The organism is Gillisella taibaishanensis (assembly GCF_001938985.1).
Classification (GTDB): Bacteria; Pseudomonadota; Alphaproteobacteria; order Rhizobiales; family Rhizobiaceae; genus Allorhizobium; species Allorhizobium taibaishanense.
Genome location: NZ_MKIN01000023.1, coordinates 343,071 through 356,930, shown reverse-complemented (window position 1 = coordinate 356,930; position 13,860 = coordinate 343,071). Strand labels below are relative to the sequence as shown.

12 protein-coding genes are annotated in these 13,860 nt (G+C 58.8%); 4 read left to right on the top strand and 8 right to left on the bottom strand.

The window, feature by feature from the left end; genetic code table 11:
- Positions 1-33 precede the first annotated feature (33 nt).
- Complete coding sequence (locus BJF91_RS18460; RefSeq protein WP_075615985.1) at positions 34-1,917, top strand: MFS transporter; 1,884 nt, start codon at positions 34-36, stop codon at positions 1,915-1,917.
- Positions 1,918-1,997: 80 nt separating this feature from the next.
- Here BJF91_RS18460 and BJF91_RS18455 read toward each other — a convergent pair whose 3' ends face one another.
- From BJF91_RS18455 to BJF91_RS18440, 4 genes are all read right to left on the bottom strand, one after another.
- A complete protein-coding gene (locus BJF91_RS18455; RefSeq protein ID WP_139310763.1) occupies positions 1,998-2,795 on the bottom strand; it encodes a phosphatase PAP2 family protein in 798 nt (265 codons plus the stop codon).
- Between the two features lie 158 nt (positions 2,796-2,953).
- Complete coding sequence (gene leuB, locus BJF91_RS18450; protein WP_075615983.1) at positions 2,954-4,066, bottom strand: 3-isopropylmalate dehydrogenase; 1,113 nt, start codon at positions 4,064-4,066, stop codon at positions 2,954-2,956.
- Positions 4,067-4,250: 184 nt separating this feature from the next.
- On the bottom strand, positions 4,251-4,856 hold the full coding sequence (leuD, locus tag BJF91_RS18445; RefSeq protein ID WP_075615982.1) for a 3-isopropylmalate dehydratase small subunit: 606 nt from the start codon (positions 4,854-4,856) through the stop codon (positions 4,251-4,253).
- A 148-nt stretch (positions 4,857-5,004) separates the two neighbouring features.
- The gene (locus tag BJF91_RS18440) at positions 5,005-5,241 is read right to left on the bottom strand and encodes a hypothetical protein (protein WP_075615981.1); all 237 of its coding nucleotides are present in this window, start codon (positions 5,239-5,241) and stop codon (positions 5,005-5,007) included.
- Between the two features lie 114 nt (positions 5,242-5,355).
- Between BJF91_RS18440 and BJF91_RS18435 the strand changes: the two genes are divergently transcribed.
- The 3 genes from BJF91_RS18435 to BJF91_RS18425 all read left to right on the top strand — a co-directional run bounded on the left by BJF91_RS18435 (position 5,356) and on the right by BJF91_RS18425 (position 8,337).
- Positions 5,356-6,231: an HpcH/HpaI aldolase/citrate lyase family protein gene (locus BJF91_RS18435; RefSeq protein WP_075615980.1), complete on the top strand. Its 876-nt coding sequence runs from the start codon at positions 5,356-5,358 to the stop codon at positions 6,229-6,231.
- A gap of 32 nt (positions 6,232-6,263) precedes the next feature.
- A complete protein-coding gene (locus tag BJF91_RS18430; protein WP_075616098.1) occupies positions 6,264-6,470 on the top strand; it encodes a DUF1737 domain-containing protein in 207 nt (68 codons plus the stop codon).
- Between the two features lie 136 nt (positions 6,471-6,606).
- Positions 6,607-8,337 (top strand): chemotaxis protein, encoded by a 1,731-nt coding sequence (locus BJF91_RS18425; RefSeq protein WP_075615979.1) that lies wholly within the window; start codon positions 6,607-6,609, stop codon positions 8,335-8,337.
- Positions 8,338-8,446: 109 nt separating this feature from the next.
- Here the strand turns inward: BJF91_RS18425 and BJF91_RS18420 are convergent, their stop codons facing one another.
- The 4 genes from BJF91_RS18420 to BJF91_RS18405 all read right to left on the bottom strand — a co-directional run bounded on the left by BJF91_RS18420 (position 8,447) and on the right by BJF91_RS18405 (position 13,808).
- On the bottom strand, positions 8,447-9,016 hold the full coding sequence (locus tag BJF91_RS18420) for a CarD family transcriptional regulator (protein WP_075615978.1): 570 nt from the start codon (positions 9,014-9,016) through the stop codon (positions 8,447-8,449).
- A 630-nt stretch (positions 9,017-9,646) separates the two neighbouring features.
- A complete protein-coding gene (fdxA, locus tag BJF91_RS18415) occupies positions 9,647-9,985 on the bottom strand; it encodes a ferredoxin FdxA (protein WP_075615977.1) in 339 nt (112 codons plus the stop codon).
- 286 nt (positions 9,986-10,271) lie between these two features.
- Entirely contained in the window at positions 10,272-10,673 is a 402-nt protein-coding gene (locus BJF91_RS18410) for an RNA-binding S4 domain-containing protein (protein ID WP_075615976.1), read from the bottom strand.
- A 3-nt stretch (positions 10,674-10,676) separates the two neighbouring features.
- Complete coding sequence (locus tag BJF91_RS18405; protein WP_075615975.1) at positions 10,677-13,808, bottom strand: helicase-related protein; 3,132 nt, start codon at positions 13,806-13,808, stop codon at positions 10,677-10,679.
- Between the last annotated feature and the right edge of the window lie 52 nt (positions 13,809-13,860).

The following is a 13,860-nucleotide window of genomic DNA, read 5'->3' as shown; positions in this document are numbered from 1 at the left end:
GGCCATCGGAGAACTCGTTCTGGAGGAACAGCAATGGCACACGTCGCAAGCCTCAAAGGCTCACCGCGCGGCATGACGAAGGAAGAGCGGAAAGTCATTTTCGCGTCCTCGCTCGGCACCGTGTTCGAGTGGTATGACTTCTATCTCTATGGTTCGCTGGCAATTTATATCGGCGCCACCTTCTTTTCCCAATATCCCGAGACCACCCGCAATATCTTCACGCTTCTGGCCTTTGCCGCCGGCTTCCTGGTGCGGCCCTTCGGCGCGCTGGTCTTCGGCCGGCTCGGCGACCTCGTCGGACGTAAATATACCTTCCTGATCACCATCCTGATCATGGGCGCATCGACCTTCCTGGTTGGTGTTCTCCCGGGTTCGGCCACCATCGGCATTGCTGCACCAATCATCTTGATCGTGCTGCGCATGCTGCAGGGCCTGGCACTGGGCGGCGAATATGGCGGTGCGGCCACCTATGTGGCCGAACATGCGCCCCATGGCCGCCGAGGCTTCTACACGTCCTGGATCCAGACCACGGCAACGCTTGGTCTTTTCCTGTCGCTGCTGATCATCCTCGGTATCCAGACAGCCATGGGCAAGGAAGCCTTCGCAGCCTGGGGCTGGCGGCTGCCTTTCCTGCTTTCGGTGCTGTTGCTCGGCGTTTCCGTCTGGATCCGCATGCAGATGAACGAATCCCCGGCCTTCAAGAAGATGAAGGAAGAAGGCACCCAGTCCAAGGCACCGATTTCGGAAGCCTTCGGCCAGTGGAAGAACGCCAAGATCGCCATTCTCGCTTTGTTCGGTGCCGTCGCCGGTCAAGCCGTCGTCTGGTATTGCGGTCAGTTCTATGCGCTGTTCTTCCTGCAGAACGTGCTGAAAGTGGATGCCCAGGCGGCGAACATCATGGTTGCGATCGCGCTGGCCTGCGGCACACTGTTCTTCGTCGTCTTCGGCTGGCTGTCCGACAAGATCGGCCGCAAGCCGATCATCATGGCCGGTCTGCTGCTTGCCATGCTGACCTATTTCCCGCTGTTCCAGGGCATGACCTGGGCAGGCAATCCGGCCCTGGCGCAAGCTCAGGCCACGGTCAAGGCGACGGTGACGGCGGATCCGGCAGATTGTAATTTCCAATTCAATCCGACCGGCACGGCAAAGTTTACCACTTCCTGCGATATCGCAACGGCTCTGCTGACCAAGAATTCGGTGCCGTATGAAGTCGTGCCTGGTGCGGCCGGCTCTACTGCGTCGATCAAGCTCGGCACTGCCGAGATCCAGAGCTACGACAGCATCAAGGCGGGCGCCAATGCCAAGGCTCTCGATGGCGGCTTGCAGAAGGGCGTCAATACCGCTCTGCACGACGCGGGTTATCCGCTGGTTCGCGATGCCGTCAAGGTACCGGATGCCAAGCTGAATGCCTTCATTGCCGCCAATCCGGAACTGAAGCTGAATGCCGATGCCGTTCGCGCCGGACCGAGCGCCTCGGTGCCGACGGAAAAGCTGGTGGCCGACAAGCTGCTGACCGCTGATGAAGGTGCGGCCGCCGGCATGCAGTCCATGCCGGTTTACACGATCGCCAATGGCGGTGCCTTCAAGATGGTGGCCGATCCGACTCAGGTAAAATGGGTGCCGCTGATCGCGATTCTGACAGTATTGGTGATCTATGTCACCATGGTCTACGGGCCGATTGCCGCCATGCTGGTGGAAATGTTCCCGACCCGCATCCGCTATACCGGCATGTCGCTGCCCTATCATATCGGCAACGGTTGGTTCGGCGGTCTGCTTCCGGCCACGGCCTTTGCGATGAGCGCGGCGAAAGGCGATATCTATTATGGTCTCTGGTACCCTATCGTCATCGCCGGCATGTCGTTCCTGATCGGCATGATCTTCCTGAAGGAAACCAAGAACAACGATATCGACGGCTGATCCTTCCGCCTCTCACATCCATGAACGCCCGGACGCATCGCCGTCCGGGCGTTTTCTTTTGGCGTGTCGGGGAAACCAGCTCAGGCGGCGGGCATTGGCTGCGTCAAGTCGGGCGTTCGGGCCGGCGGTGTTGGCTTACCGTGTGAGCGAGCCGGTTCCGGGATCAGTGTCTGCCGCAGCACCAGGCCATTCTCCAGAGACTGCCGGAATACCAGACCACGGCGGGCAAAGCTCAGCGCGATGATCCAGGCGAACCAGGCGCCGAAGCCGAGGCCAGCAACGACATCGCTTGGATAATGGGCGCCCACCATGACGCGTGTCATGCCCAGCCAGAGACCTGCGATAACAAAACCCAGCCTGTAGCGCGGTGCGATTAGCGCTCCGATCATCATCAATGCGCCAATGGTGGTGGCATGGCCGGAGGGGAAGCTTTCAAATTGCGCCGAGTTGGCAAAGGGTAAAAAATCGAAGGCGCCAGCACCGGAGAATTGATCCGGTCGGGCCCGGCCAAACGCGCGCTTCAGCAGATTGGCAGCAAGGCCGGAGCCGGCAATGGCAATGAAGGCGTAGCAGCCGAGCAGGCTGACGAACAGCGCCCGGCAACGCTCTTCCGCTGTCTGGGCAATCCTAGAGCTGGCACTGGCTTGCATGGCGATCACGAAACTCGCCAACAGGCACCAATCGGACTCGCCAAGCCGGGTGAGCAAGGCTGCGATCCGGTAGAAAAACGGACAGGTCACCCGCCCGGTCTGGCCAATTGCCGTGTCAAATTGCAGCGCCATCAGCAGAATGAGACTTGCGCCGGCAACGAAGCAAAGGCGCGTTCGGCAATTCGGCACACACCGCTGGCCGGTCTTGATCCTGGCAAGAATTGTCATTGCGATCCCCATGTGCTGGTGCCTACTTCAGCAGGCCAGCACATACAGGCGGATGTCTTCAACTGTGTGACACCGGTGGGGATCAGTAAGCTGACCCCGGGGGGATCAGCCAGCGCGAGGATTGGTCCCGCGCTGGAATCGATTGGAAATCAGGCGGATCAGCCCATCAAAGACTGGAATTCCGAGAGGATCGCGTCGCCCATTTCGACGGTGCCGACTTGGCTGCAGCCTTCCGACATGATGTCGCCGGTGCGGATGCCCTTGTCGAGCACGTTGGCAATTGCCTTTTCCAGCGCTTCTGCCTCTGCGACCATGGCGAAGGAATAGCGCAGGCACATGGCGAAGGAAGCGATCATGGCGATCGGGTTGGCGATACCCTTGCCGGCGATGTCAGGGGCCGAGCCATGGACGGGCTCGTAAAGCGCCTTGCGCTTGCCGGTCTTGCCGTCGGGGGCGCCAAGAGAGGCAGAAGGCAGCATGCCGAGCGAACCAGTCAGCATCGCCGCGACATCCGACAGCATGTCGCCGAACAGGTTATCGGTGACGATGACGTCGAACTGCTTGGGCGCGCGCACCAACTGCATGCCACCGGCGTCAGCCAGCATATGCTCGAGCTTGACGTCGGAGAACTTTTCCTTGTGCAGGGCGGTGACAACCTGGTTCCACAGGACGCCGGACTTCATCACATTGCGCTTTTCCATCGAACAGACAGCGTTGCGGCGAGTGCGGGCCAGTTCGAAAGCGACGGCAGAAATCCGCTCGATTTCATAGGTGTCGTAGACTTGGGTGTCGATTGCGCGCTTCTGGCCATTGCCGAGATCGGTAATGGTCTTCGGCTCTCCGAAATAGACGCCGCCGGTCAGTTCGCGGATGATCAGGATATCCAGACCTTCGACAAGCTCGGGCTTCAGCGAAGAGGAAGCAGCCAGCGCCGGATAGCAGATGGCCGGGCGCAGATTGGCAAACAGTTCCAGATCCTTGCGCAGCCGCAGCAGGCCGGCTTCCGGGCGCACGTCATAATCGACGCCATCCCATTTAGGGCCGCCGACGGCGCCGAACAGCACGGCATCCGCTGCCATGGCCTTGCCCATGTCGGCTTCGGAAATCGCTGCGCCATGGGCATCGTAGGCGCAGCCGCCAACCAGACCTTCATCGGTTTCGAAGCCGGCGCTAAGCGCGGAATTCATGTAGGAAATGATCTTGCGGACTTCGTTCATGGCTTCCGGACCAATGCCGTCGCCAGGAAGAAGGAAGAGTTTGCGGACTGTCATGAGCCGACCTCGTTTGAAACAGCAGTGCGGGGGTTTTATCGGGCGATCAAGGGCAATTCAAGGACAGCGGCGCTGCTAACGGTACGGTTTTGCCCCACAGTTGCGGCAAACTGAAGCCGCAAAGAAAAAGGCGGAGCCTGAGCCCCGCCTTCGATCCTGTCCGACAAACTTGCTTCTTTTGGCCTTACGCCCAGGGGCGCGTCGTGGCGTTCGATGCCTCAAAGGAGGCGATTGCTGCCGATTTTTCCATGGTCAGGCCAATATCGTCGAGGCCATTCAGCATGCAATGACGCTTGAACTCGTCGATTTCGAAGCTGATGCTACCGCCATCAGGGCCGGTGATTTCCTGGCTCTCGAGGTCGACCGTCAGCACGGCATTGGAACCACGCTGCGCATCGTCCATCAGCTTTTCCAGGTCTTCCGGGCTGACGACGATCGGCAGAATGCCGTTCTTGAAACAGTTGTTGTAGAAAATATCAGCGAAGCTGGTGGAAATCACACAGCGGATACCGAAATCCAGCAGAGCCCAGGGGGCGTGTTCGCGAGACGAGCCGCAGCCGAAATTGTCACCGGCAACCAGGATCTTGGCATTCTGATAGGCAGGTTTGTTGAGCACGAAATCCGGGTTGATGGAACCGTCGTCTTTATAACGAGCTTCCGCGAATAGACCGGTGCCGAGGCCAGTCCGCTTGATCGTCTTCAGGTAATCCTTCGGAATGATCATGTCCGTATCGACATTGACAACCGGCAGAGGTGCGGCGACCCCGGTGAGCTTCGTGAACTTTTCCATAGGTGTTACCTTCACTGGAGCTGAATAAAATTGCTTTCCGCATAACCGAAAACCAGCCCGATTTGAAGGAGAATCTTGGCGCCGGCACTTCGAAGGAAGAAGCCGCCCTGCTACAGTCCGCCACCGAGGGGCCGTGCCATGCTGCCACTCACATGTCGATGATCGTGCCGCGTCCGTCGTTCCAGATCCGCACGGGCTGCTCTTCGCTGCTGCGCTTGCGAGCATGCACCGGGACCGGTTTAGGCTTTAGCGTAAGCGCGCGCCAGGCGAGCGTTGCCGTCAAGACGGCTCCGAAGACGAAGGTCAGAGAGAAGGTCAGTATGGCTGCTGCCGTCAAAGCAATGATGCCGAGGCCAAGCAATCCGAGAGCACGAAGATTCTGCATGATCTTGTTCCTTTCACGGTAGCAAGGTGGGGCTTCTCCTGGCGCTTTACAAGAGTTATTGAGGTCGCAACGGGCTGCCGCAGCCAAGAGAAAACAACCAAGAGGCGTATTGTCATGCCGTCCAAGCCGATCGACCGTCCTCAGCGTCTTCGTCGCTCGTTGCTCAGCGTTCCCGCTATCAACCGGCGAGCATTGGAAAAATCGGTTTCGCTCGATTGTGATGGGATCATTTTCGACCTTGAGGATTCGGTTGCAGCCGATAGCAAGGCGGACGCACGCGACAATCTGTACCAGCTCTTGCAACACGCCGATTTGAAGGGCCGTGAAGCAATCATCCGCATCAATGGCAGCGATAGCCCTTGGTTCTCCGAGGATCTGGCTCTTGTTGCGTCCATAGGTCCGGATGCTGTGCTGTTGCCGAAGACGGAGCGGGTGGACGAATTGGCATCGCTTCGGGCTGGTGCCGGTGAAAAGCCAGCTTTGTGGGCGATGATTGAGACGCCAAAGGCAGTGCTCGATGTGGCGCGGCTTGCCGGCGAAGGGGCAGGGCTTGGCCTGGAGTGTCTGGTGGTCGGTCTCAATGATCTGCGCAAGGAGACCAGGGTGCCTGCCACACCCGGCCGCACCTTCCTGGTTCCTTGGCTGATGCAGGTGGTTCTTGCCGCGCGTGCTTATAACCTGGATGTCATCGATGCCGTCTTTAACGATTTTCGCGATCTCGAAGCCTTTGAGGACGAGTGCAGCCAGGGACGATCAATGGGCTTTGATGGGAAGATGCTGATCCACCCGGCCCAGATCGACGCTTCCAATCGGCAGTTTGGCCCTTCCGAGGCAGAAATATCAGAGGCACGCGCCATCGTCGCCGCGTTTGCCGCGCCGGAGGCCAGCGGTCTCAATGTCATCAATCATGCGGGACAGATGATAGAACGGCTCCATGCCGAGCAGGCTGAGCGGCTTCTGTCGCGATTATCGCTTTTGCCCCACCCATAAACTGAAACTTCAAACGAGAGAGGATGCGCCTGATGAAGGTTTATCGTTTTATTACCGGCCCTGATGATTCCAGCTTCTGCCACCGGGTTACCGATGCGCTCAACAAGGGCTGGGAATTGCATGGCTCACCGAGCCTGACTTTTAATGCAGCAGCAAACCAGACCTTTTGCGGTCAGGCAGTGGTCAAGACGGTCGAAGGCAAGGATTACGATCCGTCGATGAAGCTCGGCGAGCAATAATAAAATGGAAGGCCTGCTGCAGGTTGTGGCGGGCCTTCGTTGCTGCTTCAAATTTTATGAAATGCGCTTTGGAATTTACCTGTCATTCTTGAATTGAAGCTAAAGTGCACCTCTATCGCTTATGTGAGGTGAATTCGTGCGTCCAGTTTCCAAGGCTCATTCGACCGGCAATCAGCACTCCGATTTCGAAGTGAAGCTCTCGAGCGCCCATTCCCGCATCGAGAAGTCCTTCCTTGACGGTGGCGCAGTGCTGGTTTCGGTCATGGAAAATCTCGGTAGCCTCGTGGATAGTCTTGACCAGTTGACCGGCGTTCTCGACGGCAAGACCACCACCGAAACCGTGCAGGGCCTGCGCAAGACCGTTGCGGATCTTGCACTGCTGCCGGCCCGCGCTACGGCACGCCAGGATTCCTTCAGCCAGATTTCCGATCTCTGCGCCTCGACCTATGCGCATGTCGAGGAAATGCGCGAAACCATCCGCTATCTCAGAACCTTTGCAATCACGGTGAAGATAACCGGTGCCGGACTTGCCGAGTTCTCGGGCTTTGCCGATGAAATCCGCGAGCGCATCCAGTCCGGTGCCGAAGAAATTGATCGGTTTGCCACGCAATTGGCTGACATGCGCGGGCAGCTCGATACTGCCAGGGCGTTTTCCGACGGCATTCTTTCGGATTTCCGCAATACCATTCCGGCGATCGTGACATCCCTGACGTCAAGTTCCGATCAGCTGGCCTCACAGCATAAAGTGATGACCGGTATCGCCAACGAGGTGAAAAGCCTGACGCGGGCGATCCAGGGCAAGATTGCCACCGTGCTCTCGGCACTGCAGATCGGCGATATTACCCGGCAGCGGATTGAACATATTCAGAGCGGCTTTGAGTATCTGGAGGATTTTCTGGCGCAAGGTATTCTACGCGATCCCGCGGAGATTGATGCCCTGCGCCAAGCCGTACGCCATCTCGCTCACGCCCAGTTGCAGGAGTCGCTTGACGACTTCCGGCAGAAGTGCTCGTCGATTTCGGCCAATATGTCCAGTTTCACCAGCGATGCAGCCCGGGTTCTGTCCCTGCGCGACGAGTTGAACCAGTCGGGCGGCGACAACGACCGCAGCCTGCTGCGGCGGATGGAAAGCGATATCAGCCATGCCTGCGCCCTTTCGACCCGGGTCCAGGATCGTAGCCATGAGTCCGACTCCTTCGTCAGCTCCGTTACCCAGTCGGCACAGGCGCTGCAGGAGGGTATCGAGACGATCCGCTCGATCAAAACAGACATTCACTATATGGCGTTGAATTCCAACCTGCGCTGCTCGCGTCTCGGCGACGCCGGCCGTTCCGTCAATGTCGTCAGCGGCGAGCTGCGCACCTTCGCCGCCAAGCTGGAAACCCCGGCTGACGCCATTGTCGAGGACATGCGCTTCGTGGAAGAGGCGACGGCAATGCTGACGCGGGACGACAGCGACGACATCAACCATATTCATGAGCCGCTCAACCTCGCACTCGATTCGATCCGCACCGTTGCTGCTGATATGGAAAAGGGGCTGGAAACTTTCGGCTCTGAAGGCCAGCTAGTATTCAGCCGTATTAGTGCTGCCGTTACCAAGCTGGATTTTGACGGCGAACTTGGCGGACTCCTGCACGATTGCCTGGCGATCGCCGATCGGGCGAGAGGGGGTATGTCATCGCCTCCTGCCATTCCTGCCGCTGCCCAGCCGCTCAGCCAGAAAATCTACGCGATCTATACGATGGCTCAGGAGCGCGACATTCATCTGCGCTTCCTGCCTCTGCACGGCGAGGTGGACACCGGATCGTCACAACAGTCCAGCGGCGTTCAGGATGACGAGCAGCTGTTTGCTGACGCGCTGTTTTAAGCGCCAGCTCATGGGCGTTACGTCCGAACTCTCCACTGCACATAGAGCGCTCAACAGACATAAAAAAACCCGGCACTGCCGGGCTTTTTTTATGCTTGGAATGTGCCGATTACGCGGCTTCTTCCTGTGCCTCGTCCTCTTCCACGGACTTGCCGCGCTTCGGACCCTTGGCAAGATTGACTTCCACCAGCCGAACGGCTTCGGTTTCCGACATCTTGTTGACGGCGGCGATTTCACGCGCCATGCGATCCAGCGCTGCTTCGTAAAGCTGGCGTTCGGAATAGGACTGTTCCGGCTGATGCTCGGCGCGATAGAGATCGCGGACCACTTCGGCGATGGAAATCAGGTCGCCGGAATTGATCTTTGCATCATATTCCTGGGCACGGCGCGACCACATGGTCCGCTTGACGCGTGCCTTACCCTGTACCACCTTCAAAGCGCGCTCTACGAAATCGGTCTCAGAAAGTTTACGCATGCCGATTGCGACAGCTTTGGTGACAGGCACCTTGAGACGCATTTTATCCTTATCGAAATCGATTACAAAAAGCTCTAGCTTCATGCCTGCGACTTCCTGCTCCTCGATGGCGGTGATCGTTCCGACGCCGTGTGCCGGATAAACAATCGCTTCACCAGTCTTGAAGCCCTGACGTGTCGAGGATTTTTTCTGCTGGGTCGTCATTCGCTCTAAAAACTCCCTGTTACTGTATCGGCGACAGCCGACCCCAGGCCGCTAGACCCGGATAAGACGGGGGAACCGTCGGGTGACTCCATGCTGATCCAGTTACGATCAAACGACAGAAAGCAAATCAGCGACAGAACCGGTGCGGTTTGCGTGTCACAAACATTACTTTCGAGGATTTTTCGACTTTCGCGATAAGTTTGGGCATGCGGATGCCCTCACGAGTGGATCAGTTCTATAGGCTTAACATAAAAAAGTGAGGAAATCAATGTTTTGCTGCTATGCGGCCGCTTGACGAGCAAAACTGTTCTTCTTATTGCCTCAAATTTGCCCGAGAGTTTCATCGGTTAGACTCGAAGCGGGCAGATGGACGTAACCGTTTGAATGAAAAGGATATTTTTTGGAGTCGCGTTACGGTGGTGCGTCGTCTCCCGCCACCCGTCGTGCGTCGCAGCTTCGATCATGCCCGGAAAATGCATGGCAGCCCATTTAAAAAAGACAGGATGAATGATGCCCTTCCCGGTAAGCTGAGAGCAATTCCGGGAAAAGCATCGGGGCTCGATCACATTTACTTGCGTGGGTCCGCCTGAACCCTCACCGTCATTTTGTCGCAAGAGAACTGTAGGGGGCTCAATCGCCGGCGCCGGGCTTTTCCGAGAAATACAGTTCGAACTTGCCTTCGACGCCATCCATTTCCTTGGCCTCGGGCAGAGCGTCACGCTTGGTGGTGATGTTCGGCCAGATTTTGGCATAGTCGGCATTGATCTTCAGCCACTTGTCGAGGCCCGGTTCCGTATCCGGCTTGATCGCCTCGGCTGGACATTCGGGTTCGCAGACACCGCAGTCGATGCATTCATCGGGATTGATGGCTAGAAAGTTCTCGCCTTCGTAGAAACAGTCGACCGGGCATACTTCCACGCAATCTGTATATTTGCAGCGTACGCAGTTGTCAGTCACGATATACGTCATGCGGTACTCCAGAAATCTCTCGATGGCCAGGACGGCGCCGGATCTGACAGAACGGATCCAGACAAGCGAAAAAAGCGCTTTGACGCATCCCGCATTGGCTTTTCCACAAGGGCAGTGAGCTACTGCTTTCCTGCCCTGTTAGCAAGGATAAAACATCCTGATCTTTCGCGCTAAGCGATCGATTTTTTCCTGTCGCGATTGGTTCGTCTGCAAGCGTACCAGTGAGGTGGGAATATAGGCATTGAGATTGACGCATCCCTGCCGCAAGCGTTCCCTTAGGATAGGTTCAGTCCTCGCTATCCATCAACCGGTCGAGTTGGCGGCGCTCGCGCTTTGTCGGTCTGCCGGCGCCGGGCAATCGTTGCGCCTGTTCGAAAGGCGTGAGCGTGTCGCGGGGCGGTGGTGGCGGTGACTGGTCTTCATAGAGCAGCTTCGCCTGCTCATACGGGCCACGATGGCTGCCCGGCTCCCGGACTATCAAGACCAGATCTCGATTGAGAAGAGTTATCTCGAGCTTGTCGCCCGGGCGCAGGTTGGCGCTAGGCTGACGGGCCGCCTTGCCATTAACTTTGACGCGGCCTGAGACGATATGCTGCTGGGCAAGCGTGCGCGATTTGAAAATCCGCGCGAAGAACAGCCACTTGTCGATCCTTTGCGAGGCTCCGGCGAGTGGCTGTTCCTGGCTCATGGCTTACTTCTTCATCTGCTCCTTGAGAGCAGCGAGTTTGGCGAAAGGCGAATCCGGATCGATGGCCTTTTCCTTGCGTGGGGGCTTGGCCTCGAAGCGCTGCGGCTGCGACGGCTTTGCATCGCGATCCTGACGCGGGCCACGATCGTCACGGTGGGCGTTCTTGTCGCGATTGCCGTCACGGTCGCGTGGCTTGCCGTGATGGCCACCGTCGCGGCGCTGATCATTGCGCTTGTCGTCACGGTCACGTCCGCCTTCGCTGCGACCCTCGGTCTTCTGTTCACCTTCAGCAGGCCGGTTTGCGCCAGGCGCACGGCGCTCGCCCTGCGGCGGACGTCCGCCTTGGCGCTGTCCGGCAGGACGCTCGCCAGAGCGTTGTCCCGGACGCTGATTGTCGTTGCGGCCACCTGGGCGCCAGAGCAGAACGGGCTTCGGTTCAGCCGGCACGTCTGGATTGGCCAACAGGTCTGCAGAAGGCGCGGCTGTGGTGGCAGCTTCGGCTGGCTGAGCGGCGGCATCGTCCTGCGGTGCTTCACCAGATGTTTCAGCAGGAGTGTCCGAGGCGGAGGCCTCATCCGATGCATCCGCATCGTCATGAGCAGCCGTCTCGACAGCGGCCTCCGTCGCGGCGGCCTCAGGGGCAACAGATTCGCCGTCTGTCTTTTCCGTTCCGCCCTGAGCGCCGAGGAATGCCTGGGCTTCTTCCGCCTTCACTGCGTCGGCGCGGTAGCCGAGGCCCTTCAGGATTTCTTCCATATCGTCAGGCGTGGCGCCGAGAATGGAGAGCATGGCGGTCGTTGTCGTGAAACGGCGGCCGTCATAGGCACCATCAGGACGCGGCGACGTGCCGGGCTTCCAGTGCAGCAGCGGGCGGATGAGATCGGCAAGCCGCTCGAGGATGTCGATACGCACGGCACGCTTGCCGAGGAACCGGAAGCCGGCGAGCTTGTAGAAATTGCGCTCGAAGGCCGGGTCGGTGACGACAGAGGTGCGGCCGGCGGCCAGCACTGGAATGAGGTCGCCGTAGCCGGGCTTGTCCAGGCCGTCGTTCTTCAATGCCCAAAGGAGGGTGATGAGTTCCGCCGGAGCGGGCTTCAGCAGGGCCGGCATGAAGATATGGTAGGCTCCGAAGCGCACACCGTAACGGCGCATGGAGGCGCGTGCGTCCTGATCCAGCGACTTGACCTCTTCGGTCACGTCGCGGCGGAACAGCACGCCGAGGCTTTCGACAAGCTGGAACGCCAGGCCCTTTGACAGGCCCTGCAGATCTTCAGCGCGCGAGAGATCGTCGAGCGGCTTCAGGATCGTCGAGATGTGGTGATTGACGAAGCGCTCGATGCGGGCGACGACGTGGTCGCGGGCATTGCCGCTCAACGGGTCGTCGGCCAGAAGCAGAATGCGCGGACGCATAATATGGTCGGAGCCTGTCAGCCTGGCGACGGGGTCGCCGAGCCAACGCACCAGACCATCTGAACTCAGCGCCAGATCGTTGTTGCCGGAGGCATGCAGCCGAGCGGCACGCGCTTCGAATTCCAGGCCAAGCGCCTTTTGAGCTGCGGTTTGTACCGCCTTGGCATCCGGCCCCTCTGTTCCCGAAATCGGCGTAAACCGGAATCCGGAGAGTTGACCCACGTGATGCCCTTCAACAAAGACATCACCGTTTACACTGATTTCAGCTTCCAGCATCGCATTCTCTCTCAAGCGCTTCATGAGCACAGATGTCCTGCGATCAACAAAGCGTTTCGTCAACCTTTCATGTAACGCGTCGGACAATCGATCCTCGATTTCCCGCGTCTTTTCTTGCCAGTGTGTCGGATCGGCAAGCCAGCCGGGTCTGTTCGACACATAAGTCCAAGTTCGGATCTGCGCAATGCGCGCAGAAAGAGTATCGATCTCGCCGTCTGTCCGGTCGGCGCGGTGCACCTGCTCGGCCATGAAATCCTCGTTCACACTACCGCGCTTGGCGAGGTCGGCATAGAGGGTCAGGATCAGATCGGCATGTTGTGCCGGGGTAATGCGCCGATAATCCGGCAGGGCGCAGGCATCCCACAGCAACGAGACGCGGCTCGGAGACGAGGCAAGGTCCTGCACCTCCGGGTAGCGGGCGAGATAATCTAGGGCCTGCTGGTCGATGGCTGGCAGAGCCCGCACCAAGCCGGCCACTTTCGGGGCAGCGTCAAGGCTGTGACGCAGATTAGCAATCGACGAGAAGTCGAATTGGGCGGTGCGCCATTGCAGCACCTTGACCGCATCGAATTGGTGGCTCTGCAACCGCTCCACCAGTTCCGGATCAAAGGGATCGACCTGACCGGTCACGCCAAACGTGCCGTCCTTCAGATGTCGTCCGGCGCGCCCGGCGATCTGGCCGAGTTCTCCGGGATTGAGATTGCGGAACTGGTAGCCGTCGAACTTGCGGTCCTGGGCAAAGGCGACGTGGTCGACGTCGAGATTGAGGCCCATGCCGATCGCATCGGTGGCTACGAGATATTCGACATCGCCGGACTGGTAGAGGCCGACCTGGGCATTGCGGGTGCGCGGGCTGAGTGCACCGAGCACGACCGCAGCACCGCCACGCTGGCGACGGATCAGTTCGGCAATCGCATAGACCTCATCGGCAGAAAAGGCGACGATGGCGGTGCGTTGCGGCAGGCGGGTAATTTTCTTCTGGCCGGCGTAGAATAACTGCGACAGGCGCGGGCGCTCGATGACGGTGACACCAGGCAGCAGATGCTGCAGGATCGGCTTCATCGTCGCAGACCCCAGCAGCAAGGTCTCTTCGCGGCCGCGCAGATGCAAAAGCCTGTCCGTAAAGATATGGCCGCGCTCAAGATCGCCTGCCAGCTGGATCTCGTCGATGGCGACAAAAGGCAGCTTCGTTTCCCGCGGCAGGGCCTCGACCGTGCAGACGGAAAAGCGTGCCTTGGGCGGTGTGATTTTTTCCTCGCCGGTTATCAGCGCCACATGGGCGGCGCCAACCCGCTCGACCAGTCTCGTATAGACTTCCCGCGCCAGAAGACGCAAAGGCAGACCGATCATTCCCGATCCATGGGCAACCATGCGCTCGATGGCATAATGGGTTTTGCCCGTATTGGTCGGCCCCAGCACAGCAATCACGCCGCGGCCGCTCAAGATCATGGGTTGCGAAGTCAAATCGTCGCTCCGGACTGCACTGTCGAAGGAGAATGCT

What these genes read in the sequence shown, in the direction of transcription:
- BJF91_RS18410 (WP_075615976.1), bottom strand. Translation starts at nt 10,673, where the DNA reads ATGAGCCAGGAACAGCCACTCGCCGGAGCCTCGCAAAGGATCGACAAG.
- leuD (WP_075615982.1), bottom strand. Translation starts at nt 4,856, where the DNA reads ATGGAAAAGTTCACGAAGCTCACCGGGGTCGCCGCACCTCTGCCGGTT.
- BJF91_RS18430 (WP_075616098.1), top strand. Translation starts at nt 6,264, where the DNA reads ATGAAGGTTTATCGTTTTATTACCGGCCCTGATGATTCCAGCTTCTGC.
- leuB (WP_075615983.1), bottom strand. Translation starts at nt 4,066, where the DNA reads ATGACAGTCCGCAAACTCTTCCTTCTTCCTGGCGACGGCATTGGTCCG.
- fdxA (WP_075615977.1), bottom strand. Translation starts at nt 9,985, where the DNA reads ATGACGTATATCGTGACTGACAACTGCGTACGCTGCAAATATACAGAT.
- BJF91_RS18420 (WP_075615978.1), bottom strand. Translation starts at nt 9,016, where the DNA reads ATGACGACCCAGCAGAAAAAATCCTCGACACGTCAGGGCTTCAAGACT.
- BJF91_RS18405 (WP_075615975.1), bottom strand. Translation starts at nt 13,808, where the DNA reads ATGATCTTGAGCGGCCGCGGCGTGATTGCTGTGCTGGGGCCGACCAAT.
- BJF91_RS18455 (WP_139310763.1), bottom strand. Translation starts at nt 2,795, where the DNA reads ATGACAATTCTTGCCAGGATCAAGACCGGCCAGCGGTGTGTGCCGAAT.
- BJF91_RS18435 (WP_075615980.1), top strand. Translation starts at nt 5,356, where the DNA reads ATGCCGTCCAAGCCGATCGACCGTCCTCAGCGTCTTCGTCGCTCGTTG.
- BJF91_RS18460 (WP_075615985.1), top strand. Translation starts at nt 34, where the DNA reads ATGGCACACGTCGCAAGCCTCAAAGGCTCACCGCGCGGCATGACGAAG.
- BJF91_RS18440 (WP_075615981.1), bottom strand. Translation starts at nt 5,241, where the DNA reads ATGCAGAATCTTCGTGCTCTCGGATTGCTTGGCCTCGGCATCATTGCT.